General features: G+C 58.0%; 24 protein-coding genes, 3 tRNA genes and 2 rRNA genes. 18 read left to right on the top strand and 11 right to left on the bottom strand.

Going from position 1 to position 26,321, the window contains the following annotated elements:
- Positions 1-19: 19 nt before the first annotated feature.
- The 7 genes from JX292_RS08505 to rpmH form a co-directional block, all read right to left on the bottom strand.
- Positions 20-862 carry a ParA family protein gene (locus JX292_RS08505; RefSeq protein ID WP_204863377.1) on the bottom strand — a complete coding sequence of 281 codons (843 nt, stop codon included), beginning with the start codon at positions 860-862 and terminating at the stop codon, positions 20-22.
- A gap of 493 nt (positions 863-1,355) precedes the next feature.
- Complete coding sequence (gene rsmG, locus JX292_RS08500) at positions 1,356-1,997, bottom strand: 16S rRNA (guanine(527)-N(7))-methyltransferase RsmG (RefSeq protein WP_204863376.1); 642 nt, start codon at positions 1,995-1,997, stop codon at positions 1,356-1,358.
- 1 nt (position 1,998) lies between these two features.
- Positions 1,999-2,559: a protein jag gene (locus tag JX292_RS08495; protein ID WP_049332228.1), complete on the bottom strand. Its 561-nt coding sequence runs from the start codon at positions 2,557-2,559 to the stop codon at positions 1,999-2,001.
- 108 nt (positions 2,560-2,667) lie between these two features.
- Positions 2,668-3,654, bottom strand: a complete 987-nt coding sequence (gene yidC / locus JX292_RS08490; RefSeq protein ID WP_204863375.1) for a membrane protein insertase YidC — start codon at positions 3,652-3,654, stop codon at positions 2,668-2,670.
- Between the two features lie 50 nt (positions 3,655-3,704).
- Entirely contained in the window at positions 3,705-4,178 is a 474-nt protein-coding gene (gene yidD / locus JX292_RS08485) for a membrane protein insertion efficiency factor YidD (protein WP_204863374.1), read from the bottom strand.
- Positions 4,175-4,543, bottom strand: coding sequence for a ribonuclease P protein component (rnpA, locus tag JX292_RS08480; RefSeq protein WP_204863373.1), 369 nt, complete (start codon positions 4,541-4,543; stop codon positions 4,175-4,177). The genes yidD and rnpA overlap by 4 nt, the downstream gene beginning before the upstream one ends.
- Positions 4,544-4,656: 113 nt before the next feature.
- On the bottom strand, positions 4,657-4,794 hold the full coding sequence (gene rpmH, locus JX292_RS08475; RefSeq protein ID WP_049332235.1) for a 50S ribosomal protein L34: 138 nt from the start codon (positions 4,792-4,794) through the stop codon (positions 4,657-4,659).
- Positions 4,795-5,429: 635 nt separating this feature from the next.
- Between rpmH and dnaA the strand changes: the two genes are divergently transcribed.
- The 16 genes from dnaA to rrf (JX292_RS08395) all read left to right on the top strand — a co-directional run bounded on the left by dnaA (position 5,430) and on the right by rrf (JX292_RS08395) (position 21,629).
- Complete coding sequence (gene dnaA, locus JX292_RS08470; RefSeq protein ID WP_204863372.1) at positions 5,430-7,112, top strand: chromosomal replication initiator protein DnaA; 1,683 nt, start codon at positions 5,430-5,432, stop codon at positions 7,110-7,112.
- A gap of 806 nt (positions 7,113-7,918) precedes the next feature.
- Complete coding sequence (gene dnaN, locus JX292_RS08465) at positions 7,919-9,043, top strand: DNA polymerase III subunit beta (RefSeq protein ID WP_204863371.1); 1,125 nt, start codon at positions 7,919-7,921, stop codon at positions 9,041-9,043.
- A 118-nt stretch (positions 9,044-9,161) separates the two neighbouring features.
- Entirely contained in the window at positions 9,162-10,427 is a 1,266-nt protein-coding gene (gene recF / locus JX292_RS08460; RefSeq protein WP_239653708.1) for a DNA replication/repair protein RecF, read from the top strand.
- A 115-nt stretch (positions 10,428-10,542) separates the two neighbouring features.
- Positions 10,543-11,157 carry a DUF721 domain-containing protein gene (locus JX292_RS08455; protein ID WP_204863395.1) on the top strand — a complete coding sequence of 205 codons (615 nt, stop codon included), beginning with the start codon at positions 10,543-10,545 and terminating at the stop codon, positions 11,155-11,157.
- Positions 11,158-11,569: 412 nt separating this feature from the next.
- On the top strand, positions 11,570-13,588 hold the full coding sequence (gyrB, locus tag JX292_RS08450; protein ID WP_204863370.1) for a DNA topoisomerase (ATP-hydrolyzing) subunit B: 2,019 nt from the start codon (positions 11,570-11,572) through the stop codon (positions 13,586-13,588).
- Between the two features lie 72 nt (positions 13,589-13,660).
- Entirely contained in the window at positions 13,661-16,294 is a 2,634-nt protein-coding gene (gyrA, locus tag JX292_RS08445) for a DNA gyrase subunit A (protein WP_204863369.1), read from the top strand.
- Complete coding sequence (locus JX292_RS08440) at positions 16,294-16,884, top strand: DUF3566 domain-containing protein (protein WP_204863368.1); 591 nt, start codon at positions 16,294-16,296, stop codon at positions 16,882-16,884. The genes gyrA and JX292_RS08440 overlap by 1 nt, the downstream gene beginning before the upstream one ends.
- A 229-nt stretch (positions 16,885-17,113) precedes the next feature.
- Positions 17,114-17,187 (top strand) — tRNA-Ile (locus JX292_RS08435).
- A gap of 144 nt (positions 17,188-17,331) precedes the next feature.
- Positions 17,332-17,404: transfer RNA gene (locus JX292_RS08430), tRNA-Ala, on the top strand.
- A 3-nt stretch (positions 17,405-17,407) separates the two neighbouring features.
- Positions 17,408-17,524, top strand: a 5S ribosomal RNA gene (gene rrf, locus JX292_RS08425).
- 444 nt (positions 17,525-17,968) lie between these two features.
- Positions 17,969-19,195 carry an inorganic phosphate transporter gene (locus tag JX292_RS08420; protein ID WP_204863367.1) on the top strand — a complete coding sequence of 409 codons (1,227 nt, stop codon included), beginning with the start codon at positions 17,969-17,971 and terminating at the stop codon, positions 19,193-19,195.
- A gap of 3 nt (positions 19,196-19,198) precedes the next feature.
- Positions 19,199-19,504 (top strand): hypothetical protein, encoded by a 306-nt coding sequence (locus JX292_RS08415; protein WP_204863366.1) that lies wholly within the window; start codon positions 19,199-19,201, stop codon positions 19,502-19,504.
- Between the two features lie 53 nt (positions 19,505-19,557).
- Positions 19,558-20,004 (top strand): DUF3349 domain-containing protein, encoded by a 447-nt coding sequence (locus JX292_RS08410; RefSeq protein WP_204863365.1) that lies wholly within the window; start codon positions 19,558-19,560, stop codon positions 20,002-20,004.
- Between the two features lie 184 nt (positions 20,005-20,188).
- Positions 20,189-21,319 (top strand): acetamidase, encoded by a 1,131-nt coding sequence (locus JX292_RS08405; RefSeq protein ID WP_204863364.1) that lies wholly within the window; start codon positions 20,189-20,191, stop codon positions 21,317-21,319.
- A gap of 117 nt (positions 21,320-21,436) precedes the next feature.
- Positions 21,437-21,509, top strand: a tRNA-Ala gene (locus JX292_RS08400).
- A gap of 3 nt (positions 21,510-21,512) precedes the next feature.
- Positions 21,513-21,629: ribosomal RNA gene (rrf, locus tag JX292_RS08395) — 5S ribosomal RNA — on the top strand.
- Between the two features lie 207 nt (positions 21,630-21,836).
- On the opposite strand, the gene JX292_RS08390 is transcribed toward rrf (JX292_RS08395), so the two are convergent.
- The gene (locus JX292_RS08390; protein WP_204863363.1) at positions 21,837-22,172 is read right to left on the bottom strand and encodes a hypothetical protein; all 336 of its coding nucleotides are present in this window, start codon (positions 22,170-22,172) and stop codon (positions 21,837-21,839) included.
- A gap of 170 nt (positions 22,173-22,342) precedes the next feature.
- On the opposite strand from JX292_RS08390, the gene JX292_RS08385 reads away from it, so the two are divergent.
- Together JX292_RS08385 and JX292_RS08380 are read left to right on the top strand one after the other, a co-directional pair.
- Positions 22,343-22,870, top strand: a complete 528-nt coding sequence (locus JX292_RS08385) for a peptidylprolyl isomerase (RefSeq protein ID WP_204863362.1) — start codon at positions 22,343-22,345, stop codon at positions 22,868-22,870.
- A 154-nt stretch (positions 22,871-23,024) separates the two neighbouring features.
- On the top strand, positions 23,025-23,822 hold the full coding sequence (locus JX292_RS08380) for a rhomboid family intramembrane serine protease (RefSeq protein ID WP_204863361.1): 798 nt from the start codon (positions 23,025-23,027) through the stop codon (positions 23,820-23,822).
- Positions 23,823-24,184: 362 nt separating this feature from the next.
- On the opposite strand, the gene JX292_RS08375 is transcribed toward JX292_RS08380, so the two are convergent.
- From JX292_RS08375 to JX292_RS08365, 3 genes are all read right to left on the bottom strand, one after another.
- Positions 24,185-25,003 (bottom strand): shikimate 5-dehydrogenase, encoded by an 819-nt coding sequence (locus tag JX292_RS08375; RefSeq protein ID WP_204863360.1) that lies wholly within the window; start codon positions 25,001-25,003, stop codon positions 24,185-24,187.
- Position 25,004: 1 nt separating this feature from the next.
- On the bottom strand, positions 25,005-25,325 hold the full coding sequence (locus JX292_RS08370) for a glutaredoxin domain-containing protein (RefSeq protein WP_204863359.1): 321 nt from the start codon (positions 25,323-25,325) through the stop codon (positions 25,005-25,007).
- A 572-nt stretch (positions 25,326-25,897) separates the two neighbouring features.
- A complete protein-coding gene (locus JX292_RS08365; RefSeq protein WP_239653707.1) occupies positions 25,898-26,101 on the bottom strand; it encodes a ribosome recycling factor in 204 nt (67 codons plus the stop codon).
- Between the last annotated feature and the right edge of the window lie 220 nt (positions 26,102-26,321).

Raw genomic sequence — 26,321 nt, 5'->3', positions numbered from 1 at the left:
CCCGTATTCAAAATACAGATTAGGCCAAGCGACTCGAAAGCTCCTGAGCAGCCTCTCGATAGGCACGAGCACCGGTCGAGGAGGAATCATAGGTAATAACGGTCTGCTGGTAGCTGGGCGCCTCGGAGATGCGCACAGAGCGAGGAATCTTCACACCCAGGGTTTCCTGCGGGAAGTGTTCGCGCACCTCCTCCGCCACCTGGAACGCCAGGTTGGTACGGGCATCGTACATGGTGAGCAGAATCGTGCTAATGCGAAGCTTCGAGTTTAGGTGCTTCTGAATCATCTGAATATTCTTGAGTAGCTGGCTCAGGCCCTCGAGGGCGTAGTACTCACACTGAATCGGAATTAGGATTTCCTCGGCGGCCACGAAGGCATTCACGGTAAGTAGGCCGAGGCTCGGCGGGCAGTCGATGAATACGTAGTCGAGGCGAGGCATCCCCTGCTTCTCGCGCCACTCCGTGTAGTCCACCAGCGCGTTCTTGAGGCGAGTCTCTCGCGCCACGAGAGAGACCAGCTCGATCTCAGCGCCCGCAAGGTCGATATTGGCGGGCGCACAGAATAGACCGGGCATATCGGGGCATTCCTGAACAATTTCAGCGAGAGGCTTGTCTTCAATGAGCACATTGTAGACGCTGGGCACATCCACGCCGTGCTCGATACCCAGGGCAGTCGATGCGTTGCCCTGCGGGTCATTATCGATGACGAGGACGTTCAGGCCGGCTTCTGCGAGCGCGGCGGCAAGGTTGACGGCGGTGCTGGTCTTTCCAACGCCACCCTTCTGATTCGACACGGTAAAGACACGCGTATGCACAGGCTTGGGGAGTAGATCTGCGGCCGCTTTCTGGGCGTGATGAGTCATCGGGTGCCTTCCGTAATCCGAGTCGTAATTCGCATTGATGTTTCTGGGAGGGGTGCCTCAGGTAGGTATGGTCTACATCAGTACCCACCGTAGGAGCTAACATGAACCCCCACGTGTGCCAGGCGCCAATGTTTCACGTGAAACATTGCAGTCTTGGCTACGCGTGATGTTTCATGTGAAACACCGCAGTGCACAAGCACGCTCCTGAGGGCTACACAGGGTGCGGCAGATCGCCTGTCGCCATCCAATCATTGCCGACCTCAGCCTGAAGTTCAACCCCTCCTTCAAGGGTACCCGTCGCGGCGGCAATACTCCACGTGAGGAGTCATTCTGGATACATGCGCCGGATACAGGTGCGTCAGACGTAGAAAGGTGGCGCCGCACCGAGCGAGTGTTTCCACTCCCCTGGCGCAACGCCACCTTTCGATAAGCGTCCGCAATCCTTCACGGGGTATTTATATTTACGTTTCTGCAATACCCCAACCCTGCAGTACTAGAGGCGTACGCGCACCACCGTGGTCGGCTCCTCCAACAGATCTGCACCCGCCGTCAGAATCTCAGTCTCGCGGGCGCCGTAGCGGTTCAGTTTCTTCTTCGCCTTGGTAATCTCCTCAGCGGCACTGCGCCCCTTCAGGGCCAACAGCTCGCCGGTGCCGCGCAGAATCGGCAGGGTAATATCCAGCAAGCCCACCAGAGCGGACACGGCGCGGGCGGTGACAACATCCGCATCCACGGCCCCCACGGCCTGCTCGGCACGCGAGCGCATCACGGTCACGTTCTCCAGCCCCAGATCCTCAATCACCTCGTTGAGCCAGATAACGCGACGCTCCAGCGGTTCAATCAGGGTCAGCTTCAAATCCGGGCGGGCTATGGCCAGGCAAAGGCCCGGCAAGCCCGCACCCGAGCCAACATCGGCCACAGAGGTATTCGGAGCAATATACTCCTGCACCACGGCACAGTTGAGCACGTGGCGGGCCCACAGGCGCGGCACCTCGCGAGGACCGATCAGGCCACGCTCGATGCCGGTCGTCGCCAGGTGCTGTACGTAGCGCTCCGCCAGAGGCAAGCGCTCACCAAACACGGCCTCGGCGGCGGCGCGTTCGTTCTCGTTCAGAGTTACCTTCGTTTCCTCCACCTTAGACTCCTACCTCGGGGAGAGAAATCACGACGTGGCGACGCGGACCCTCACCCTCCGACTCGCTGTACAAGCCGGCGGCGGCTACCACGTCGTGCACCACTTTGCGCTCGTAGGGGCTCAGCGGCTTCATGTGCTCGTCGCGGCCGGTGGCTCGCACCTTCTCGATAGCCTCGGCGGCAATCTTCTCCAGGTACTCGCGACGCTCAGCACGGTAACCTGCAATGTCCAGAATCAGACGCGAACGGGTGCCGTTGCCAGCCAGAACGGACAGGCGCACCAACTCCTGCAGGGCATCCAGCACCTCGCCGTGGCGACCCACCAGGTGACGCAGCTCTTCGTTGTCATCGTCGTCGTTGACGACCGAAAGATAGATGCGGTTATTACGCACCTCAATGTCAATGTCGCCATCCAGGTCGGCAATGTCCAGGAGCTCCTCGAGGTAATCGGCGGCAATATCGCCTTCTTCCTCGATATCGTCGATCTCCTCGTAGCCTTCGGCGGCTTCGTCCACGAACTGCTCGTCGCCGAGCTGCTCCTCATATTCCATAGCTTCAGTCACGATAATCCTCGGGTGTTTGCGGGTTTTAGGGGTACAAAGTATCTCATACACGGCGCCGGGCCCGCGCCTTACGCGGCGTGAGCCCGGCCCGAATGGGAGGAAAGCCTACTACTTTCCGTTTTGCTTATTGCGCTGCTGCTTCTGACGCTTCTTACTTACCGGCTGCTGGCGCTGACCGGCTGCGGCACGCTCGCGAGCCTCCTGCAGGTCCTTCTCGTGCTGCTCGCGGGTCTTACCCACCGGAGGCAGGCCCTTCGCTGCACGGCGAGCGTTCAGCTCACGCTCCGCCTGAGAACCGGGGGTCGGGTTATTGCGGATAACCCACCACTGCTGACCCAGCGACCAGAGGTTCGAGACGGTCCAGTAGTACATCACACCGAGGGGGAAGTTAATACCGGAAACAGCGAAGATGATCGGGAAGATGTACATAATCATCTGCTGCTGACGGAACATCGGGGAGTTCAGAGCAGCCTCAGACATGTTCTTCACGCTCAGCTGCTTCTGAATGTAGAACTGGGTGGCACTCATCATCACAATCATGATGGCAGCCTGAACCACCGTCGCGGTGGCGTCACCGGCACCCGGGTGCATCATGGTCGCAAACAGCTGAGCACCAAAAATCTGGGAGTCGTTGAACTGGTGCACCAGTTCAGCCGGCAGCATGAGCACGCCCTGGTTGCTCTGCGCCGCGGTGGGAACGCCCATCAGCACCTGGTACAGACCGAAGAAGATCGGCATCTGAGCCAGAATCGGCAGGCAGGATGCGAAGGGGTTCGTACCGTGCTTACGGTACATTTCCATCTGCTCCTGAGCCATCGCCTGGCGGGAGAGCTGGTCCTTCTTACCCTTGTACTTCTCCTGCAGCTTCGCCATATCGCCCTGCATCGCGGTCATACCGCGCATAGCCTTAATCTGCTTGACGAACAGCGGGATGGTCAGGGTACGCATCACCAGAGTCAGGAAGATGATGCACAGAACCCAGGTCAGGCCGGAGGCGGGGTCCATACCCACCGCGGTGAACAGCGTATGGAACAGCCATAGGACCACGGAGACGATCCATTTAAACGGCCAAAGAATCATGTCGATAGGATTCACGAAGAATACTCCTTAAAGACCTTACAAAGTCGGTAAGTCGAAGGCGCCGCCTATTCGGGGCGGGCGCAAGAGGTGTGAGATGGCATATAACGGTCGGGGTGGTTGAGCAGAACAATCTTTGGTTCCGCTCCCGGGGCGAAGACTCGCCGCCCCGCAGGAACCGGATCAACACCACCGGTCGCCCAGGGAACGCACCGCAGGATGCGCCGCACCGTCAGAGAAAGCCCACCCAACGCACCGTGAGTTGTAAACGCTTCCAGGGCGTACGCCGAGCAGGTCGGGTAATAGCGGCACACGTTCCCGTAGAGCGGGGAAACGACCGTACGATAGGCCTTCATGCACGCAATCAGCAGGTTCTGCGGCAGAACATAGAGGGCCTGCAGAAAAGATTCAGGATGCACGAACTCGTTGGGGGCTAATGCCAACAGCTCGTCGGGGCCAATGAGGGGCTCCCTGGCGCTATACGTGCCGCTGTGATGGGGGTGAAAGCATTCATCGCGGCGTGAAGTACGGGAGTGGCTCATTGCTCTCCCTCGGTCGATGAGGGTCGGTTGAGCTTGGCGAGAGTCGTTTCGAGGGCAGATTCGTAGTCTTTGCGGAGCTGATTCCAGTCTGCCTGTGCGGAGGCGGGAAGCGCCCGCACCGCGATGGCGTACCCTTCCGGATGCGCGGCGCAGGTGAGCGCGGCAAGCTCACGCAACCGGCGCTTAACCAGGTTGCGTGTCACCGCGTTGCCCACCGCCTTCGACACGATGAAACCTACCCGGGTTGTTTTTCCGGGATTTTTCGCCGTAGATATAACGATGTTCCGGCGTCCACTGCGGATGCCGGAACGGAAGGCGTGGGAGAATTCAGCGCCGGTGCGCATACGGTGCTGTTGAGGCAGCACGTCTCCCCCTTTACATAGTGGGGAGGCCGGCAGGGCCGGCCTCCGTATTTCTACGCTTAATGATAGTTCGCCCGCCGATGCGTGTGCATTGGCGGGCGAACTATATGCCGTAATTAGGCCGAGAGCTTTGCGCGGCCCTTACCGCGGCGGTTCGACAGAATCGCGCGGCCTGCACGGGTGCGCATACGCAGACGGAAGCCGTGCTTCTTGGCGCGACGGCGGTTGTTCGGCTGGAAAGTACGCTTGCTCATACTTTGTCTCCTTGATTTTTGCGGTTCGTGCCCTCACGGGGTATCGGAACCGTACGCTTCTTGGTGCACGGAGGTATCGCGACTATTCGCGGTAGGCGGTGCACACACAACAGCACAACTTTAGAAGAGTGGCGGGCGTAAATCAAGTTCTTTTCGCTTTTTTCCGCGTGATTCCGGGCTCCTTTGAGATGAGTGTCGGGGCTGGTGGGGGACGGTTTGTGGCGGTTGGGGTTGACGGAGGGCGCCGCGGGAAATGGTGGAGGGGATACACAGGATTCCGTGCAGCTGCTTCACCATCTCGACTTTTCCTGGGGATAACACAACGCGACAGCCATCCACCGCGGTGCATATCCTGTCAGTACAACACTTTGGATACCACTTATCCACAGGTGCACACGCTCGCAATATTCCCCGTCATAATAGGAAAGACGTCGATTTCTCCACCCTTTTCCACCTTTCATCCACATCTGTAATTACAACTTTTCCACCGTGTGGAAAACCGTTGTGGATAACGTCAATCGCCTGTGGATTAAGCGGGTAGAATCTTAATGACCTGCGGAAGGTTTCGGCATTGTTGGCGCTCGTTTGAGTAGTCAGCATCTTCTGCGGCAGATTGAGCGGAGGTAAAGACCCCTATGACCGAGTCACTTCAGGCGCGCTGGGCGCATCTGCTGTCTATCCTGAGCAGCGACCCGAACGTCACGGCACGTCAGCGTGGCTTTGTGAATCTTGCCCGCCCCCAGGGCCTGATGGGATCTTCGCGCCTCATCATCGAGGTGCCCAATAAGCTCACCCGCGCCGTGTTTGAGGAGCAAATTACCGCCCCCTTCCGTGCAGCATTGCACGAGGCATTCGGCCCCACCACCACCGCACTTTTTGATGTGAATGAGACAATGGTTCCCATTGAAAGCGCAAGTCAGGACGTTAATGAGTCGGAGCAAGCCGCACCCGTCGAGCCTACAACTGTAGCGGCGCACCAGGTGCCTGCTGAGCCTTCTGATTACCCCGGTGGTGTGCCCTACGCCGAGCCGACCCATCGTGAGCCCCCCACTGGTTCCCGAGCTTTCGAGTACTACACCGAGCCGCATCCGGGTCCGGATTCCGAGGCGCACGTTCCAGCTGATGAGCGGGTGACTCGCCCCTCGTTGCAGACCCTAGAGGCGGAGCGAACCGCTTTCCACACCGCGCATCATAAGGCTCCTGTTGAGGCTCCGGCCGCACCGGCTGCACCCCCGCACGAAGACCCGGAAAACGCTCCGACGTGGGATAGCTCTGCCCGACTGAACCCGAATTACACCTTCGACACCTTTGTGATTGGCCAGTCCAACCGTTTTGCCCATGCAAGCGCCTTCGCCGTAGCTGAGCAGCCCGGCATCGTGTACAACCCGCTGTTCATCTACGGCGGTTCGGGTCTGGGTAAAACCCACCTGCTACACGCGATTGGCCACTACACCAAGTACCTTTACCCAAATCTGCGGGTTCGCTACGTGAATTCCGAGGAATTCACGAACGACTTCATCAACTCGATTCGCGACGACGAGGGTTCGTCGTTCAAGCAGATTTACCGCAACGTTGATGTGCTTTTGATCGACGATATTCAGTTCTTGGCGGGTAAAGAGGCGACGATGGAGGAGTTTTTCCACACCTTCAACGCACTCTACAACCACCAGAAGCAGATTGTGATTACCTCTGATTTGCCGCCGAAGCAGCTGACCGGATTTGCCGAGCGGATGCGTTCGCGCTTCGGCTCGGGATTGAACGTGGATGTGCAGCCTCCGGAGTTGGAGACCCGTATCGCGATTCTGCGCAAGAAGGCTCAGAGCGAGATTCTGCCGGTGCGCGATGACGTTATGGAATACATTGCTTCCCATGTCACGGCCAATATTCGCGAGTTGGAGGGCGCTCTGATTCGCGCGAGCGCCGCCGCCTCGATGAAGAAGCCTCCGGAGCCCATCACGCTGGCTGAGGCGGAGACCTATCTGAAGGATTTGCTGTCCGATACGGGTGGTGCCGAGATTACCTCGGCGCTGGTGCTCTCGACGGTGGCGAAGTATTTCGACGTGTCCATTGAGGATATGCAGTCGAAGTCTCGCACCCGCACGCTCACGAACGCCCGCCAGGTGGCGATGTACCTGCTGCGTGAGCTGACTGAGATGTCTCTGCCGCGCATCGGTAATGATTTGGGCGGCCGCGACCACACGACCGTGATGCACGCGGTGCGTAAGGTGAGCGCACAGATGGCCGAGCGACAGACGATTTTCAATCAGGTGACCGAGTTGACGAACCTGATTCGCCAGGAGCAGCGCGCTGCCGGCTAGGCTCACGGGGCCGTACGTATCCTCTATACATCTCTGACAAGGTGTTTTATAGGGGATGCGGGGGCGGCTCGAGGGGTAAAGGGGTGTTTGCGACCACGAATTATTAGGTGGCAGATTCCCAAAATAGGGGGTGTGGATAAGCTGTGCTTTAACTCCGGCGCTCGTGTGGACGTTAAGTGCATGAATATTCAAAAGATGTGGAAGAGAGTAAATGTATAAATATCCATACACAATGCATCCTCAGCCCAAGGGGAATTCCTCCACTTAATATCCACAGGCTACTTCCGCGTCATTGCGGGGTTTCAACGGGTTTTCCACCGTTTCCACAAGCGTTAATAATACTACTGTACTTAAAGAAAAAATCCTCTCCATAACATGAAGCATTGCCCCGCCCCGGGGCTACCGGGAAGTTTGATATGCATTTTGGGCTGCTCGGAGCATTCATCCGGTATGGTTTCTGGAAATACTGAGCAAAAGTAAGCGCTTCACTGGTTCCTTGCCCCTGTTGGTTTTGGTGAAAAACCCACATCTTCGAAGGCGTAATTTCGAATCTATTTTCGATGCTTTTTAAGGGATTTTCCGCAGTTCTTTGTAATTACAAAAATGCGCAGCTAGTGACCCGAACAGACCAGCCGCATTCCTCGTGAATCCCTGTAATTACAATTCGTCTGGATTCCGGTAGGATGGATAGACGCGCGCGCACGGGCACCGCGCACTGGAGCAGGCGAAACCTTCCGGCTCTCTCGCAGTTCATCTTTACGTGCGCCACAAACCAAATCTCTACCACCGTGAAAGGCGCCTTCTCGATGAAATTCACCGTTGAACGCGATGTCCTCGCCGAAGCAGTCGGCTGGACGGCACGCTCCCTGCCCTTGCGTCCTACCTCCCCCGTGCTCAACGGTCTGCTGATTACCGCCTCCGCAGGCGAAGTCAGCATCGCAAGCTTTGATCACGAGACCAGCGCCCGCCAGGTTATCGCCGCCGATGTTCAGGCCGAGGGCGTGTGCCTTGTTCCCGGTAAGATTCTGGCTGAGATTTGCCGTTCTCTGCCGAACGCCGAGGTTGAGTTCACCGCCGATGAGTCCGTGATTCGCCTGCACTGCCGTTCCGCAAACTTCCAGCTGGCCGGCATGCCCGTGGCCGATTACCCCGAGCTGCCTGAGCTGCCCGAAGTCTCAGGTACCGTCGACGGCGCCGAATTTGCCGAAGCCGTCAAGCAGGTTCAGATCGCGGTATCCAAAGACGAAACCTTGCCCCTACTGACCGGTATCCGCGTCGAGATCAACGGCGACACCATAACCCTGCTCGCCACCGACCGCTACCGTCTGGCCATGCGCGAAATCAAGTGGAACCCCACCAACCCCGATGTTCAGGCAGCTGTGCTGCTGAAGGCCAAGACCGTTTCCGAGGTCGGTAGCACTCTCTCCGGTTCCGGCGAGCTCTCCATTGCGCTACCCGCAGCCGGCGAGCTGATCGGTTTTGCCGCCGGTACCCGCCGCACCACGAGCGTTCTGATGGACGGCGACTACCCCAACATCCGTGCGCTCTTCCCCGAGCAGACCCCCATTCACGCGGTGGTTCGCACCTCCGACCTGACTGAGGCGGCTCGCCGTATCTCGCTCGTGGCTGAGCGCAACACCCCGCTGCGCCTGAAGTTCACCCAGGGCTCGGTCGCCATTGATGCGGGCCGCGGCGACGAGGCTCAGGCCTCCGAAACCCTGCAGGCTCACCTCTCCGGCGACGACATCACCGTGGCGTACAACCCCTCCTACCTGCTGGACGGCCTGAAGGTGTTCGGCACCGAGTTCGTGCGCTTCTCCTTCACCGATGCGCCCAAGCCCGCCGTGATTTCGGGCCAGGACGAGCCGCTGGCTGAGGACGACCGCAACTACCGCTATCTGCTGATGCCGGTGCGTCTGCCCTCGAACTAGTAGCTTGCCGCCCCGCGCGCATCCCGAGGCTCTGCCCAGGGAAGGCTCGCGGGGCTGTGCTTTTCCCCGTCCGCGCCTATCCCTCCCCTCGACCGAACCGCACGAAAGGAGCCGTCCGGTGTACATCGACCATATCTCGCTACTGGATTACCGCACCTACGCGCTGCTCAATCTGCCTCTGTCGGCCGGGGTGACGGTTTTTCTGGGTTCGAATGGCGTGGGAAAAACAAATATTGTGGAGGCCATTGAGTACGCGGCGGCCCTCTCTTCGCATCGGGTGAGCCACGATGGGCCGCTGGTGCGAGTGGGCGCCGCTCGAGCCTACATTCGTACCCGTGCTGTGCGCGGCTCGCAGCAGACCGTGACCGAGTTTGAAGTGGCACCCGGCCAGGCGAACCGTGTGCGCATTAACCGGGCCGCCCCGGTGCGCGCTAAGGAGGCCCTGGGGATTGCCCGCACGGTGCTGTTTTCTCCCGAAGATTTGCAGTTGGTGAAGGGCGATCCCGCCGGTCGTCGTCGATTTGTGGATGAGCTGGCTGTCTCTCTGCGCCCCGCGGTGGCGGGGTACCGTAGCGAGTATGAGCGGATTTTGCGGCAGCGTAATTCGCTACTTAAGTCGATGCAGCGCCGCGCTCGCGACGAGAACGCGCTGAGCACCCTCGCCGTGTGGGATGACCAGCTTGCATTGATGGGTGCTCAGCTGCTCTCTGCACGCTTTCGCCTGCTGCAGGGCCTACTCCCCCAACTGCGTCGCGCCTATGCAGGTCTGACGGACGGTTCTAAAGAAGTGGGTTTCACCTACGAGTCCACCGTCTTTGCGAGCATGGGTGAGCGTTCTCTCGAACACGCGGCCCTTATGAGTATCGAGGATTTAAGGGAGGCGCTTCTGCATGGTTTTGCTGAGCGGCGCGCCGAGGAGATTGAGCGCGGTGTGACGCTGGTGGGCCCGCATCGCGAGGATGTGACCCTGCTGTTGGGTGGTCTTCCGGTTAAGCATTTTGCCTCGCACGGTGAGAGCTGGTCGTTTGCATTGGCCCTGAAGTTGGCTTCGTGGTTTGTTCACGTGGAGGATGATTCTTCGCCGGGGGCCTCCCCCATCCTGATTCTTGATGATGTCTTTGCCGAGCTCGATTCGGCGCGCCGCCATCGCCTGGGCGCTATGGTTGCCGCTGCGGAGCAGGTGCTCATTACGTGTGCCGTGCTTACGGATATCCCGGAGGAGCTAGGGGAATACCGCCTGGTGTCTGTGACTCCCGGCCATGCGGAGTACGTGCCGGTGCCCGGCGCCCGCGGTGGGGAATCCGAAATCCCCCGTGTAACCCCTGCCGAGGGAAGCGGCGAAGTGCAAACCGAGAAACCTGTTGTCGGTGAGGATCATGAGTAGCCACCCCGGAGAGGATTCCACTTCCCTTGCCGCACCTTTCGGTGACTCCTTGTCGAGGCCTTCCCCGACCCCCGATTTTCGTGAACTCGACGGCACTGTTTCACGTGAAACATCGATGTCTGGCGGCGAGGTTGATAGCTTCGGTGAGTTCTATCGAGACGAGGTGGACGCCCCCGCAGCCCTACTGACCCGTATGCGTGTGGCCGCCCAGGAACGCGGTGAGGCGCCCCTCAATGCTTTCTCGGCGCGGAAGATTATGCGCGAGTTCGGTGCTGCCATGTCAGGAACTGCCCCTAAGAAGCGTCGCGAGCGCGCGCAAGGGTGGGATCCCCGCGTTATGGGTGGGTACAGCGGCCCCGGTGAAAGCTCCCGCGATCCCAAGCTGCTCGGGGGTGTCGTGAGCTCCCTGATTCGCTCTCGAGGCTGGAAGGAGCCCGTGGCTGTCTCGAGCGTACTGGCTCGCTGGGCTGAACTTGTTGGCCCTGAAATTGCCGCGCACACCAAGCCCCTCAGCTTCGAGAACTCCATCGTTCAGGTGCAGTGCGACTCTACTGCATGGGCCACTCAGCTACGCCTGATGCACGGGCAACTAATCGACCTCTTCCGCCGCGAGCTGGGTGAGGGTGTGGTGGCGCAGGTGCGTATCCTGGGTCCGAATAACGGCCGATGGAACCAGCGCGGGTATCGACGTGCCTCCGGTATGCGTGGGGTGCGCGACACTTACGGGTAGGAGAGTCGGCGGTGTGCGCGGAACGAACCTTTGTCTCGACACCGGAATAGCCGGAAGGTTGCAACCTTGGAAGTGCCCGCATCCCAGCCGCTTATTCGGGGTGTATCCCCCCTCACCGGGAAGGGGGTTGAACGTCTCTCAGAGGCCGTTACAGGCGTTTGAGAGGGTGGAATATGGGTGAATTACCCCAAATATGGCGCTCTGGATGGCTTTAACACCCCCTTGCTCGGTAAAATAAAGGGGACAATGCGTTAAATGCGCCCATATGGGCGTTACCGGCACCGCGAGTCATATGAAGGCGCTTTAAGTGCCGCGTCGAGGCGTTCTAGGCTCCCCTCGTCGCCGATTTGGCTCCTATGACGGGCTGGTGCCGCAAACTGACATTTGGAGCCTATTCAAGGAGTTCTCCCTCGTGGTACCTGAGCAACCCCATGAATACGGTGCATCCGATATTACCGTGCTGGAAGGTTTGGAGGCGGTTCGTAAACGCCCCGGCATGTACATCGGCTCGACCACCGAGCGCGGTCTGCACCATCTGGTCTACGAGGTCGTTGATAACTCCGTGGATGAGGCGCTCGCCGGTTATGCCTCCGAAATCGACGTGACCATCCAGGCTGATGGCGCGGTGCGCGTCAAGGATGACGGCCGCGGCATTCCCGTGGATGAGCACCCCACCGAGCACAAGTCCACCGTTGAAGTCGTCATGACCGTGTTGCATGCCGGCGGTAAGTTTGGTGGCGGCGGCTACTCGGTCTCCGGCGGTCTGCACGGCGTGGGTATCTCCGTGGTGAATGCCCTGTCGACCCGCGTGATTACCGAGGTGCACCGCCAGGGCTATGCATGGCACATCTCCTTCTCCAACGGTGGCGTGCCCGACGCTCCCCTGCGCCGCGGCGAGCCTTCCGATAAGACCGGTACGATTCAGACCTTCTACCCGGATCCCGAGATTTTTGAGACCGTCGAGTTCGATTTTGAGACTCTGCGCGCTCGCTTCCAGCAGATGGCCTTCCTGAACAAGGGCCTGACCATCACCCTGACCGATGAGCGCGAGAAGTTTGTTGCTGATGAGGTGACCGAGGACGAGAAGAAGACCTCGACCCTGAACCGCGTGGGCGCTAACGCCGAGGGCTACACGACCGTCACCTACCGTTACGACAACGGCCTGTTCGACTACGTGCACTTCCTGAACGCCGGCGCGAAGACCATCGTGAACGAAGAGATTGTCTCCTTCGAATCCGAGGATTCCGACCGCAACATGAGCCTGGAAGTGGCCATGCAGTGGACCGGTGCGTATAAGGAATCCGTCTACTCTTACGCGAACACGATTAACACTCACGAAGGTGGTACCCACGAAGAGGGTTTCCGTGCCGCGCTGACCTCCCTGGTGAACCGTTACGCCCGCGATAACAAGCTGTTGCGCGATAAGGACGATAACCTCACCGGTGAAGACGTGCGTGAGGGTCTGACCGCGGTCATCTCGATTAAGATTTCCGAGCCGCAGTTCGAGGGTCAGACGAAGACCAAGTTGGGCAACTCGGAGGCGAAGTCCTTCACCCAGCGCGAGGTGAACGATCACCTGAGCGACTGGTTCGACCGTAACCCCGCCGTGGCTAAGGACATCGTGCGTCGCGCGATTACCGCAGCCCAGGCGCGCATCGCCGCCCGTAAGGCACGTGAGACGACCCGCCGTAAGGGCTTGCTGGAGACCAGCTCCATGCCGGGTAAGCTCAAGGATTGCTCCTCGAAGGACCCGTCGATCTCTGAGATTTACCTGGTGGAGGGTGACTCTGCGGGTGGTTCAGCGGTTCAGGGTCGTAACCCGAACACCCAGGCTATTCTGCCGTTGCGCGGTAAGATCCTGAACGTCGAGCGCGCTCGCCTGGATCGTGCCCTGTCGAACGCTGAAATTCAGGCAATGATTACCGCCTTCGGTACCGGCATTGGTGATGACTTCAATATCGAAAAGGCTCGCTACCACAAGATTGTGCTCATGGCTGATGCGGACGTGGACGGCCAGCACATCACGACCCTGCTGTTGACCTTGCTCTTCCGCTTCATGCGTCCGCTGATTGAGGCTGGTTACGTGTACTTGGCTCAGCCGCCGCTGTACCGCATCAAGTGGTCGAACGCTCCGCATGATTACGTCTACTCTGATGCTGAGCGTGATGAGGCTCTGGCACGCGGTGCGGCAAATAACCAGCGCTTGCCGAAGGATAACGGTATTCAGCGTTACAAGGGTCTGGGCGAGATGGATTACACCGAGCTGTGGGATACCACCATGGATCCGGCACGCCGCACCCTGTTGCAGGTGAAGATGGAAGACGCGGCTGCCGCGGATCAGATTTTCTCGGTGCTGATGGGCGAGGACGTTGAGGCTCGCCGTGAGTTTATCCAGCAGAACGCAAAGGACATCCGATTCCTCGATATCTAACCCGCACGGCATATTCCTTATGGGGAATATGTGGAGCAGGTTATATAACCGAGTGATTTATTGAGGGAAATAATGAGCGAAGAACAGCAGAACGAAGTGACTGGGGCTGACGTTGTCGGTACCGGTGACGCCGAGATTGTGGATCACCACGGTCACATCGAACAGGTGGACCTGCAGACCGAAATGCAGCGCTCCTACCTGGACTACGCGATGGCCGTCATCATCGGTCGTGCCCTGCCGGATGTCCGTGACGGCCTTAAGCCCGTGCACCGTCGCGTCATCTACGCAATGTATGACGGTGGTTACCGCCCGGACCGTGCTTTCAACAAGTGCGCCCGCGTGGTCGGTGACGTCATGGGTCAGTTCCACCCCCACGGCGACAGCCCCATCTACGACACCCTCGTGCGTCTGATTCAGAGCTGGATTATGCGTTACCCGCTGGCGCTGGGACAGGGTAACTTTGGCTCTCCCGGTAACGATGGTGCTGCGGCTCCCCGATACACCGAGACGAAGATGGCCCCCATCGCCCTGGAGATGGTGCGCGACATCAACGAGGACACCGTTGATTTCCAGCCGAACTATGACGGCAAGTCTCTCGAGCCGACCGTTCTGCCCTCTCGCATCCCGAACCTGCTGGTTAACGGCTCCTCGGGTATCGCCGTGGGTATGGCGACCAACATCCCCCCGCACAACCTGCGCGAGGTGGCCGAGGGTGTGGAGTGGTTCCTGAAGAACCCGCACGCTACTAACGAAGAGCTGCTGAATGCTCTCATCGCCCGCATCAAGGGCCCTGACTTCCCGACCGGTGCGCAGATTTTGGGCACCAAGGGCATCGAAGATGCGTACCGCACCGGCCGCGGTTCGATTACCATGCGCGCCGTGGTTAACGTTGAGGAAATCCACGGACGTACCTGCCTGGTGGTCACCGAGCTGCCCTACCAGGCGAACCCGGATAACCTGGCCATCAAGATTGCCGAGCTTATCAAGGACGGCAAGGTCACCGGCATCGCTGACCTGCGCGATGAGACCTCGGGTCGTACCGGTCAGCGCCTGGTGATTGTGCTCAAGCGTGATGCTTCCCCGAAGGTTGTGCTGAACAACCTGTACAAGCACACCCAGCTGCAGGAGAACTTCTCCGCAAACATGTTGGCCATTGTGGATGGCGTGCCCCGCACCCTGTCCCTGGATGCGTTTGTACGCCACTGGGTCAACCACCAGCTGGACGTTATTGTCCGCCGTACTCGTTACCGTCTGCGCCAGGCGGAGGAAGAGGCGCACATCCTGCGCGGTCTGCTCAAGGCCCTGGATGCCCTGGACGAGGTCATCGCTCTGATTCGCCGCTCCCCCACCGCGGACGAGGCGCGTACCGGCCTGATGGAGTTCCTGCAGATTGATGAGGCTCAGGCTCAGGCCATTCTGAACATGCAGCTGCGTCGTCTGGCTGCCCTGGAGCGTCAGAAGATTCAGGATCGCCACGATGAGCTGATGCGCATGATTGCTGAGTACAACGCGATTATTGCTTCGGAGACTCGCCAGCGTGAGATTATCTCTGAGGAGCTGGGCGAGATTGTGAACCGCTACGGCGACGAGCGTCGCACCCAGATTATGTACGGCTACAACGGCGACATGTCCATGGAAGACCTCATCCCTGAGGAGGAGGTCGTGGTGACGATTACTCGCGGCGGCTACATTAAGCGCACCCGTAGTGATCAGTACCGCAGCCAGCACCGCGGTGGTAAGGGCATTAAGGGTGCCTCTCTGCGTGGTGATGATGTGGTGGAGCACTTCTTTGTGACGACTACACACAGCTGGATTCTGTTCTTCACGAACCTGGGCCGCGTGTACCGAGCGAAGGGCTATGAGTTGCAGGAGGCCGGCCGCGACGCGAAGGGCCAGCACATCGCGAACCTGCTGGAGTTCCAGGGGGGCGAGCGTATCGCTCAGGTTATGGAGCTGAAGAGCTACGAGGATGCTGAGTACCTGGTGCTGGCAACTCGCGGCGGCATGGTGAAGAAGAGCCGCCTGAGTGATTACGACACGAACCGCACCGCGGGTCTGATTGCTATTAACCTGCGCGAGGGTGACGAGGTGGTCTCGGCCTTTACTGTTTCGGCTGCCGATGACATCCTGCTGGTTTCTCGTAACGGTATGTCCCTGCGTTTCCACGCGGATGATGCCTCGTTGCGCCCCATGGGTCGTTCGACTTCTGGTGTGACCGGTATGAAGTTCCGCGATGGCGACGAGCTGATTTCTGCCAACGTGGTCACCGAGGGCTCTTATGTCTTTGTAGTGACTGAGGGCGGCTACGCGAAGCGTACGAGTGTGGATGAGTATCGCGTTCAGGGTCGTAATGGTTTTGGCATTAAGGTTGCTAAGCTTGTGGAGGATCGTGGCGCCCTGGTGGGTGGCCTTATCGTGGATGAAGAGGACGAGGTCCTGGTCGTGATGTCCAGCGGCAAGGTTGTTCGTTCGAACGTGGATGAGGTTCCTGCGAAGGGACGCGATACCATGGGTGTTATCTTTGCAAAGCCCGGTGAGGGCGATTCGATTATTGGTGTTGCCCGTAACCAGGATCGTCAGCTGGACGACAGCGATGATGAAACCACTGAGAATGCCGAGGCGGCAGAAGATGTTTCTGTTGCTCCCGGCACGGATAACGAGGGTGAAGCGGCGGCTGCCGACCTCACCGCTACTGGAGGTAACTAATGAGCAGCACTTCCGCGAGCTCCTCTTCCGCGTCAGCGCAGCGTTCGGCAGCAGCTGGTGCGTCTAAGAAGGGGGCCCCTAAGTCTGGTGCCCGCCGTCCCGCTCAGGCACGTTCGGGTCAGGCCCGTCCCGGTGCCGCTAAGCGTCCTGCCGGCAAGCGTCCGGTGAATGCTAAGCGTCCGACGGGTTCGCGTCGTCAGCTGGTTCGCCCTGCGCCTCGTTCGAAGATTCGTCGCGCACGTTTGGTGGTGCAGAAGGTTGATACCTGGTCGGTGGCGAAGCTGATCTTCTTGCTGTCGATTGCTCTGGGTATTGTGACTGTTGTGGCTTCGGTGATTCTGTGGTTGTTCCTGCAGGCTTCGGGTGCTTTTGCTGGTGTGAACCAGCTGATTAGTTCGCTGGGTACCGGTTCGACCACTGTGGATATTTCGCAGATGATTTCGCTGGGTCAGGTGGCTTTGGTAACCACGATTTTTGCTGTGGTGAACACTGTGGTTTTCACTCTGTTGGGTATGATTGCCGCTATTCTGTATAACCTGGCTGCAAAGCTGGTGGGCGGTGTGACTTTGACTCTGAGCGACGAGTCTTAAGAACGCTCGACTATGAGTTTGAATTGGGCGGTATCGTCTCCGTGCGGAGGCGGTGCCGCCCTTTTTTGTGCTATTTTCCGTGCTCTGCGGGGTTGTGGGTGGTACGGTTCGCCTTGATGTGGAACCCCCTCACATATATGTGATGCATAACATATCATTTTGATTTGGTGTTCCCGCCAAACACCTGTATAGTTATATCTCGTTCTACGGAAGGAATTCCGCAGAGGGAGGGCGTATAGCTCAGACGGTTAGAGCGCTTCGCTGATAACGAAGAGGTCCCAAGTTCGATTCTTGGTACGCCCACTCCACACTGTGAAAGGCAGAAATGAAGAAGGTTTTTCTGATGATTGCGCTTTCAAGTGTTGTCGTGATGGTGCTGGTAAAGCGCCAGAATGACGAGGTTGCTAAGGCCTGGAAGAATAACTAAACAGTGGTTTCCGCTGAAGCGGGGGCGTGGCGCAATTGGTAGCGCATCTGCTTTGCAAGCAGAGGGTTAGGGGTTCGAGTCCCCTCGCCTCCACTTTCCGGTGATTACAGCAAGAGGGAAACGCCTGGTCCCATTCCGAACCCAGAAGCTAAGACTCTTCGCGCCGATGGTACTGCACTTTTGTGGGTGTGGGAGAGTAGGTCGTTGCCGGTTTATTTTTGAAGAAGACCCCGTATCGAAAGATACGGGGTCTTTTGTTGTATGTGCTGCCGGTGTGTCTACTGTGCCAGTCGTGGAGCTGAATGGTGGGTGGTGAGGGGGAGGGGGTAAATACTCGATGGGGCACGGATGCGAGGCGGGTAATAGACGCGCATCACAAATAGAAATCTGGGAACTGCCTGAAAGTGAACACTAGATGAACTCACCTCGGCACTTGGTATGCGGTATGCCGCTCGTCGTCCCGGTCTGGCAGAGAATCCACATAAAACAACTTAATGATGCTGGCGGGTGCACCGTTTTTGCCTAGTGATAGCGGGTTTTTTGGGGTGGTAAATGAATAAGTCCATAAAACACGCACCCAATCGTGTGGGTTTGCGTGTTATTTCGTGTTAAAACCGAATACTTTCGATTTTTGTGGAAGCGACAGATAATTTTCTTGTGACTACAGAACTCATTATTCTCGTGATCGTGGTGCTGACCGCGCTCGCCTTCGACTTTACGAATGGCTTTCACGATACCGGTAACGCGATGGCTACGTCTATCGCTACCGGCGCGTTGAAGCCGAAGACAGCCGTGGCTCTCTCCGCATCCCTGAACCTGGTGGGTGCCTTCCTCTCTGTTGAGGTGGCTCGCTCGGTCGGTAATGGCATTGTGAACCTGGACCGTATCGATGTGACATCGAACGGCTCAGCACTGATGCTGATTGTCTTTACCGGCCTGGTGGGTGGCATCCTCTGGAACGTGCTGACTTGGTTGCTGGGCCTGCCATCCTCTTCGTCACACGCACTTTTTGGCGGCCTGATTGGTTCCGCCCTGGTGGCCATCGGTTTTGATGGTGTGCAGTGGATGGGTGTGCTCTCCAAGATTATTGTTCCTGCGGTTCTCTCCCCCGTCATTGCTGCAATCGTGTCGGCAACCGGCACCTGGCTGGTGTACCGTATCGCGGCTCCGGTTGCTGATGAGCGCAAGCACAGCGGCTTCCGCAAGGGTCAGGTGGCTACCGCATCCCTGATGTCTCTGGCGCACGGTACGAACGATGCGCAGAAGACCATGGGCGTGATTTTCTTGGCTTTGGTGGCTTCGGGTTCTCTGAAGAGCGATGACGCTATTCCCCTGTGGGTGAAGGCAGCCTGTGCACTCGCTATTGCTTTGGGAACCTACTTGGGAGGCTGGCGTATTATTCGCACCCTGGGCAAGGGCATCGTTGAGGTAGATACTCCGCAGGGTGTGGCCGCAGATGGTGCCTCCGCCGCGATTATCCTGACTTCTTCGCACTTTGGTATGGCGCTGTCCACCACCCACGTGGCCTCCGGTTCGATTCTGGGTAGTGGCCTGGGTCGAAAGGGCGCCGAGGTGCGCTGGTCCGTGGCGGGTCGTATGGTGGTCGCTTGGTTGATTACTCTGCCTGCTGCCGCAATTGTGGGTGCTCTGACCTGGCTGATTGGTACTGGTATGAATAAGCTGACCGGCACCCAGTTCGTGGGTGAGATGACCGTATTTGCTCTGCTGGTTATCTTCTGCTTCTGGATGTGGCGCCATTCCCAGAAGGACAACATTGACGCCTCGAATGTGGCCGGCGACTGGGATGAGAAGGAAGGCGCCGCAGTCACCGGCGCTGAGACATCCGCTGATCAGACTCTTGCTACTGAGAAGGCAGGTTCGTAAGCCATGGCATATCTGTTGGATATCGTGAACAAGATTATTCCGGTACTCATGGCCGGTCTCTTCTTTGGTGCGGGTCTTCCGGCGCTGTATGCGCTCGGTCTCCGCTTTGTAGCGGGCCGCACTGAGTACACGGCGGATGGTCAGTTGGTGGAGATTGAGCCGCCGAGTACGGTGGCTAAGATTGCCGCTGGGGTTGTTTTTGCTATCATCGTAGCAATCGTAATCATCGCCATTCTCTGGGTTGCTAAGGACTTTATTCACCACACGTTCGGCTGGAATATTTTCGGCGTCACCGGTGGAGGTCACTAGAACCGTGAAACACACAGTGAATATGATGATGACAGTATCGAAGGAGGGGCTCAATGCCTGATAAGGGCATCATCTCTCGAGTAATCGACTGGCTGAGCGTTGGGTATCCCAAGGACGTCCCTGTTCAGGACCGTGCCGCCGTGATGGCCATCCTGAAGATGCGTCTGACGGATGAGCAGTTGCAGGAAGTGGTCCGCCAGCTCATGCAGTCCCGTGCCGCTCGTGGTGAGGCGTATGTGAGTGACCAGCGAATCAACGAGTATATTCGTCGCGTGGTTGACCACACTCCGACCCCGCAGGATATTGACCGAGTAGCTAAAATTCTTGGCGCACACGGCTTCCTGATTGCGGAGAATCACGTGAATGAGGATGCTGAGCCTGCCGGTCGTACGGAGTACGTGCCGTACGAGGATCCGACCACCGGTGAAATCCGCATCGCGGAGCTGGCTGCTGAGTCGGCGAATGTTGCATCACCGCAAACCGCTGGGTCGGATGACTAAAATTCGAGGGTTGGCTGAATAGACAACCAAGAGGCCTACGGGGCGAGTATTTCGCACCGTAGGCCTCTTCTATGTTGAGGCTCTCAAGTGAGGGTCCGCAATCTTGGTGCCTAATCGGTGTATTCTTACTCCACTATCTCTCACTCTGGGTGGTTTTTGACCGCCGCTCACCTTTGGAGGCCCAATGTCTTCTTCGCAGGTTCCTGAATCTCAGCATCCTGAAAAATCTACCGGCACGCGAGGCCGCTTCGCGGCCGTAGGGGACGCCGCAAAGCGGCATGGGCGCAACCTGGTGGTTCCCCGCCGCTCCCTGCTGTTGACTGGAGGCGTTATTCTGGCGGGTGGGCTAATCGCAACGGCACCGCGCATTGCAGCCACCGGCCTCTTGGGCGAGGATGCCGCAGCTACGGTTTCTGTGGAGAAGCTACTGGCCCGCCGTGAGCATCGAGTGCGGGAAAAGATTGATACCCGCTATTTGCGTATTGAATCGCTGGGGCGCATCAATGTGGGCAAAGAGAAGAAAGAGCAGAACCTGCGATTGGTGGGCTCCCTGGCGCTCACGGAAGCCGCGCAGGCGGATTTGCCGGCTGCTGCGGAGGCGCTGACCCAATTATCGGTTTACGGCTCAATACAGCGTCTGAGCGTTACCTACGGTGGTGTAGACCCGTTTAATGACCCGCAAGGGCGTGGTCAGCGAGCTGATACCCCTGTTCCGCCGTTGCGTGTGAACGACTCGGCCACTCTTGATCGGGAGCAGTGGCTCAAGCTTCTTAATGCATCCGCGGCTCTGGGAACCAACGCGGACTATACCCAGGGTGTTGCCCTGGCGGATGAGCTACGCCTGGCTGCAGTTATCGAAGAAGGCGAGTATGCTGACGTGGCCCGCCGTTTCCGAGCCTTCGGTCATCTGGGTGCCTCAGAGGACCGGGTGAAACAGGTGCGGCTCTACGCTCGGATTGCGCTCTCCAAGGCGGTGAGGGTACCTTCGGGGGCTGAAACGAAGATTGCTGTTAGTGTTGCGGAGGCTGCCCGAGTGGCGGTAGCCGCCGATGCTCTAGACAAGGCGGTTACGCCCGCTGATTTGAGTCTCCTGACAGCTTTCACACTTACGTGGAATGCTCGTCAAGAATATCCGACGGATGGACGGAATGATGCTCTTAGCCTGGGGTTTAAGGCCCCTTCATCGAAGGATGAGCAGGTGAGGGAGAAGCTAAAGGAAGCTATGCGCCGTTACCTGAAGGAGCAGTCGGGGCCGCTGAGCGCGGTGTCTAAGCGTGAGGCCAGCATGCCCGGTGAGGTTATCAAGGGGTCGTAATGCGACCTGCCCCTTTTCTGAAAGATGGTAAGCAGTGCTGTGACGGGTCTTACGAAAAAAATTTCCGTGAGGATTTGGTGATGTGCGAATCGCTGGTATAGACTGGTTAAGCACCACGGGGGCGTGGCGCAATTGGTAGCGCATCTGCTTTGCAAGCAGAGGGTTAGGGGTTCGAGTCCCCTCGCCTCCACTTTCCGGTGATTACAGCAAGAGGGAAACGCCTGGTCCCATTCCGAACCCAGAAGCTAAGACTCTTCGCGCCGATGGTACTGCACTTTTGTGGGTGTGGGAGAGTAGGTCGTTGCCGGTTTATTTTTTGAACCGAGGACCCCATGTCGAAAGGCATGGGGTCCTTTGCATATCCGGGATACCGCTACGGCGAAGCACGGAGGCGGCATCGCACGCGAACATGGCCGCGCATCCGCGTATATCCCGCACACGCGAAACGGCCGCCCTTCGAATGGATCTCCGGAGAGCGGCCGTTGAGGCTAGATACGTGCTTGAGACAGAAGAATGTTTAGGCGTTCTTCCAAGGGTCCTCAACGGGGCGAGCCGCGTTGTAGGCGGCGGCACCTGCGACGCCCAGCGCTACAACCAGGCCCAGGAAAGCCAGACCCTTGCGGGGACGCTTGCCGCCGTTACGCTCAATACGAGCCAGTTCCTTCTCAGCAGCGCGAACGGTCTTCGCGGTGACCTTACGTGCCTTCTTCAGTGCCTTCTTGTTACCGGTCAGCTTCTCAGCGAACAGCTCAGCGGTCTTGCCTTCCAGCGAGGACTCAACAGCAGCCAGGGACGAAACAACAGCCTGGGCCTTAGCAGCCTTGCGGGCCTTACGCTTCTTGCAGCAGAACATGGGGTGACCTCCATCGGTTGGGCGCCGCGGCGGCAAAACCGTCGAGACGCGCGTAGTGTTCACCTCTCAGGATATTCAATTCCGGCCTAAAAAGCCCGCCCGACAGTGCGCCCGGGGCGAAAAAACACGTTGTATGGCGAATGAGCGCCAGCCCGTGCCACAATAGAGCCATGACTAATGCAACTGCTAAGGCAACTATCCACACCAACTACGGTGACATCGTCGTGAACCTGTTCGGTAACCACGCACCCCTGACTGTCGAGAACTTCATCGGCCTGGCCGATGGCTCCCGCCAGTGGAAGCACCCCCGCACCGGTGAAATCATGAACACTCCCCTGTACAAGGACGTCGTGTTCCACCGCATCATCAAGGACTTCATGATTCAGGGTGGTGACCCCTTGGGCATGGGTGTTGGCGGCCCCGGCTACCAGTTCAAGGACGAGATTCACCCCGAGCTCTCCTTCTCCAAGCCCTACCTGCTGGCAATGGCTAACGCCGGCCCCGGTACCAACGGTTCCCAGTTCTTCATCACCACCGTTGAGACCCCCTGGCTGAACGGCCGCCACACCATCTTCGGTGAGGTCGCTGACGAGGCATCCAAGAAGGTCGTTGACGCTATTGAGAGCGTTGAGACCGGCTTCCAGGACCGCCCGGTCAAGGACGTCGTCATCTCCTCGATTGACGTCGAGAAGCTCTAAAACGCCTTCAGAAGGCTCGTGGAGCGTTCTACCTAAAGTGCAGAGAAAGCACATATAGTTCCAGGGGCCCGCCAGGATTCTTCCGGCGGGCCCCTGCACTTATAGGCCTGTACACCGTTCTGAACCATCCGGCACAACAATCTTTGGAGATTCAGTGGAGAATTATCCCAACTACTCCGGCTACGGGCAGACCCCCACGGTCTGCGCCAACCACCCCACCCGCGCCAGCTATACCCGGTGCGGGCGATGCAACCGGGCGATCTGCGGCGAATGTCAGGTGAACCAGGGAGCCGGTACAGTCTGCCCCGAATGCTACCGTGAGCTCAACGGAGGCACCTCAAAGCCTAAGGGCTCCTTTATTGCCCGTCACTGGTACCTTACGTACACGCTCATTTTGATAACCGCTGCGATTTACGGTCTGCAACAGATCATCCCCAACCAATGGGTGGTTAAACATGGCGCCATCTGGTGGCCCTACGTCCAGCACGGCGAGTACTACCGCATCATCAGCTACGGTTTTCTGCACGCACAAAATGACCCGATGCACCTGGTGTGGAACATGATTAACCTGTTTATCTACGGTGTGTCCCTTGAACGCATGATGGGTCGCTGGAAGTTCCTTGTCGTGTATCTGGGCTCAATCGTCTTTGGAGCCTTCGGCGTGTATGTATTGGCTCCTGGAACCAGCGTGGTGGGTGCCTCCGGAGGTATTTTTGGTCTCATGGGTTCGTTCATGACCTTGCTGATCATCATGAAGCAGAAGGACACCGCCCGCGTATTTGCCCTCATCACCGCGGCGAACGTTATCTACAGTCTTTTGACGCCGTCAAATATCTCCCACGCATGCCACGCGGGAGGCTTTGTGGGCGGTGTGCTACTGACTCTGCTGTTCGTTCCGTTCGTGAAGAAGCCCGAGTCTTCGGAACCGCCGCAGCAGAGTCCGCAGCAGTAGCTCAACGGCCGATACTGAGCCTCAGACCCGAGGAAATTCGCCACGAGAGCAGGTTATCCACAGAGGTTTTCCACACTGTGCATAACTACATTCGTGTAATTCCATGAGTGTGAGTAGATGTTTAAAACCTGTGGATACAGGCTAAAACAGTCGAATCACACCGCATGAATTACATCGGTGTAAGAGTTTTCCCCAGATTTCTCCACAGACGTGGAAAACCTTAAGTACCAGGCTGTGTGTAATTACAAAAAATTCCCCGGCGCAAAGCGCCGGATAAAACCAAGAGGGCCCGGAAGGATTTGTCCTTCCAGGCCCTCCGTACGTCGCGCCCCTTACGGGACGAAGAAGCGGTGGGTGCAAAACTAGTTCGCCTGAGCCTCCGCCTCCTCAACCTCCTCAGGAGTGAGCTCCACACCGGTGTACAGACGGAACTGCTCAGCAGCCTGCAAGGCAATCACCTCGCCGCCGTGAATCACTTCCTTACCCGCCGCACGAGCCGCACGAATCAACGGAGTCTCAACGGGCATGGCCACCACATCAAAGACCACCTGAGCCTCAGCGATAGTTTCCTCCGGGAAAGCCAGTTCCTCGCTCTCCTCACCACCAGCCATGCCAATCGGGGTCACGTTCACCAGAATCGGTGCGCGCAACTTACCCACCTCCGGGGCCCACGCATACTCATAGCACGCAGCCAAAGCCGGACCGGTCTGCTCATTACGCGCAATAATCATGCCCTGCGCAAAACCAGCATCAAAGAAGGCACCGGCCACAGCGGCGGCCATACCGCCCGACCCACGCAGCAGGAAGGGCAGAGAAGGATCCACGTTGTGTGAACGCAACAGCGAAGCCACCGCAATCACATCAGTGTTGTAGGCTTTCAGAAAGCCGTCAGTGTTCACAATAGTGTTCACTGCACCAATCACCGCAGCCGAGTGGTCCAGGTCGTCCACCAGGGGAATTACCGCCTGCTTGAAGGGCATCGACACCGAGCAGCCACGAATACCCAAAGCACGCACACCGGCGATAGCACCCTCAATATCGGTGGTAGTCATCGCCTTATACAGGTAATCGAGCCCATGCTTCTCATACAGGTAATTGTGGAACTTAATACCGTGGTTCGACGGGCGGCCCGATAGAGAAATGCAAACAGTCGTATCGCGATTTAGCGGAGGACGACCCATCTTAAGCCTCGCTACCGGAATCGAGAGTATTCTCAATCAGCTTCTTCACCTTATTACGGCTCACCAAGTCAGCCACCACGAAGTGGGTATCGCCGGTATCAACCGTAGGCACAATGGCGTTGCCCTCGTTAAGCGCCTTGACATGCTCCTCAGCCTGCGAATCCTCCCAGATATTAACCCAGGTAGCGTGGTCACCGAGCTCGCCCAGCTTAGAATCCAGAGCCTCGCAATAAGGGCAACCGGGACGCCAATAAATAACAACACCGCCGTTCTTCATCACTTCGCGGGCCTGTTCCTGGCTGGACTGCTGACGTTCGAGCATCGTTCCTCCGTGTGTTGGATGCGCCGGACAAATCGTGTGAACCACGAGGGAAAACCCAGCCCGGGCGCGCTAATACTTACCGCTTAAAGCATATCCCGGCCAGCAGAATTGAGCTTACGGATTTTCTAAAGGGGAACTTCTGCCGACGAATGATTACCAACAAACAGGAAAGCGGAAGTGTTAACGGCGCACGCCCCGTGCTCCAAACCGAATGGGTAGGGAACGCGGGGCGTGCACAGAGCGCGAGACATCGCGAGTACCTGTGAGAGTGAGAGATGAGAAGGAGAGCGATACATGGCATAAACATGCCGCTGCTGAGTGATGCCTCGGGTACAGCATCGATGGGAAGCACCCGAAACGAGGTGGAAACCCCACCATTGGAGGTTGAGTGAAAAACTAGAGGGGACGACCCGCCAAAAAAGCCGCCCACCGGATGCGGTGGTGCTCAACTGCATCCGAACAGAAGGGCTCTCCAGGGCTGTAAGCCCCAATCATGCGGAGCTCAATACCCTGGAGAACCGGGGGATTCCATACGTGGAATCCCGAAATAACCGCAAAATGCGGAACGAAGCTTACTTGTCGCCGAGCTTCTGAGAAACTTCGTCAATCTTGCTGTTGATGACGTCCTCAACCTTTGCAATGTGCTCATTGCTCACGACGTCTTTACCAGCCTTGTCGTTAATCGTCTCCTGAGCCTTATCCAGACCGTGTTCAACGGCTTCCTTGACCTTGCCGAGGTTCTGCTCAACAGCGTCCTTGAAGATGTCGAGGCCCACGAGGGTCTCCTCTCTGCGCGTTTGCGCGCTCTCAAATGAGGGATATTCCAAATTCGCGAGGGAACTGGAATGCGATAGGCGAAGGGGCCTGCTGCTTACCTCGCTGGGCGGGTGCCGCGGTGGAACTTTACGGTTCACGGGCTGACCTTCTCGATAAGTTTACCCACGCGGGAAAGTGCTAAAAACCAGGTTTTAACGCGGAGAATTATTTCTTAATCGC

Origin of the sequence: Rothia mucilaginosa (assembly GCF_901875305.1) — a bacterium.
GTDB lineage: Bacteria > Actinomycetota > Actinomycetes > Actinomycetales > Micrococcaceae > Rothia.
This window is presented reverse-complemented; position numbering and strand designations above follow the sequence as displayed.

Coding starts and splice junctions, on each gene's coding strand:
- JX292_RS08370 (WP_204863359.1), bottom strand. CDS start 25,325: ATGCTCGAACGTCAGCAGTCCAGCCAGGAACAGGCCCGCGAAGTGATG.
- JX292_RS08455 (WP_204863395.1), top strand. CDS start 10,543: ATGTCTGGCGGCGAGGTTGATAGCTTCGGTGAGTTCTATCGAGACGAG.
- yidD (WP_204863374.1), bottom strand. CDS start 4,178: ATGAGCCACTCCCGTACTTCACGCCGCGATGAATGCTTTCACCCCCAT.
- JX292_RS08375 (WP_204863360.1), bottom strand. CDS start 25,003: ATGGGTCGTCCTCCGCTAAATCGCGATACGACTGTTTGCATTTCTCTA.
- JX292_RS08415 (WP_204863366.1), top strand. CDS start 19,199: ATGGCATATCTGTTGGATATCGTGAACAAGATTATTCCGGTACTCATG.
- dnaN (WP_204863371.1), top strand. CDS start 7,919: ATGAAATTCACCGTTGAACGCGATGTCCTCGCCGAAGCAGTCGGCTGG.
- JX292_RS08385 (WP_204863362.1), top strand. CDS start 22,343: ATGACTAATGCAACTGCTAAGGCAACTATCCACACCAACTACGGTGAC.
- JX292_RS08410 (WP_204863365.1), top strand. CDS start 19,558: ATGCCTGATAAGGGCATCATCTCTCGAGTAATCGACTGGCTGAGCGTT.
- rpmH (WP_049332235.1), bottom strand. CDS start 4,794: ATGAGCAAGCGTACTTTCCAGCCGAACAACCGCCGTCGCGCCAAGAAG.
- JX292_RS08390 (WP_204863363.1), bottom strand. CDS start 22,172: ATGTTCTGCTGCAAGAAGCGTAAGGCCCGCAAGGCTGCTAAGGCCCAG.
- JX292_RS08405 (WP_204863364.1), top strand. CDS start 20,189: ATGTCTTCTTCGCAGGTTCCTGAATCTCAGCATCCTGAAAAATCTACC.
- gyrA (WP_204863369.1), top strand. CDS start 13,661: ATGAGCGAAGAACAGCAGAACGAAGTGACTGGGGCTGACGTTGTCGGT.
- JX292_RS08505 (WP_204863377.1), bottom strand. CDS start 862: ATGACTCATCACGCCCAGAAAGCGGCCGCAGATCTACTCCCCAAGCCT.
- JX292_RS08440 (WP_204863368.1), top strand. CDS start 16,294: ATGAGCAGCACTTCCGCGAGCTCCTCTTCCGCGTCAGCGCAGCGTTCG.
- dnaA (WP_204863372.1), top strand. CDS start 5,430: ATGACCGAGTCACTTCAGGCGCGCTGGGCGCATCTGCTGTCTATCCTG.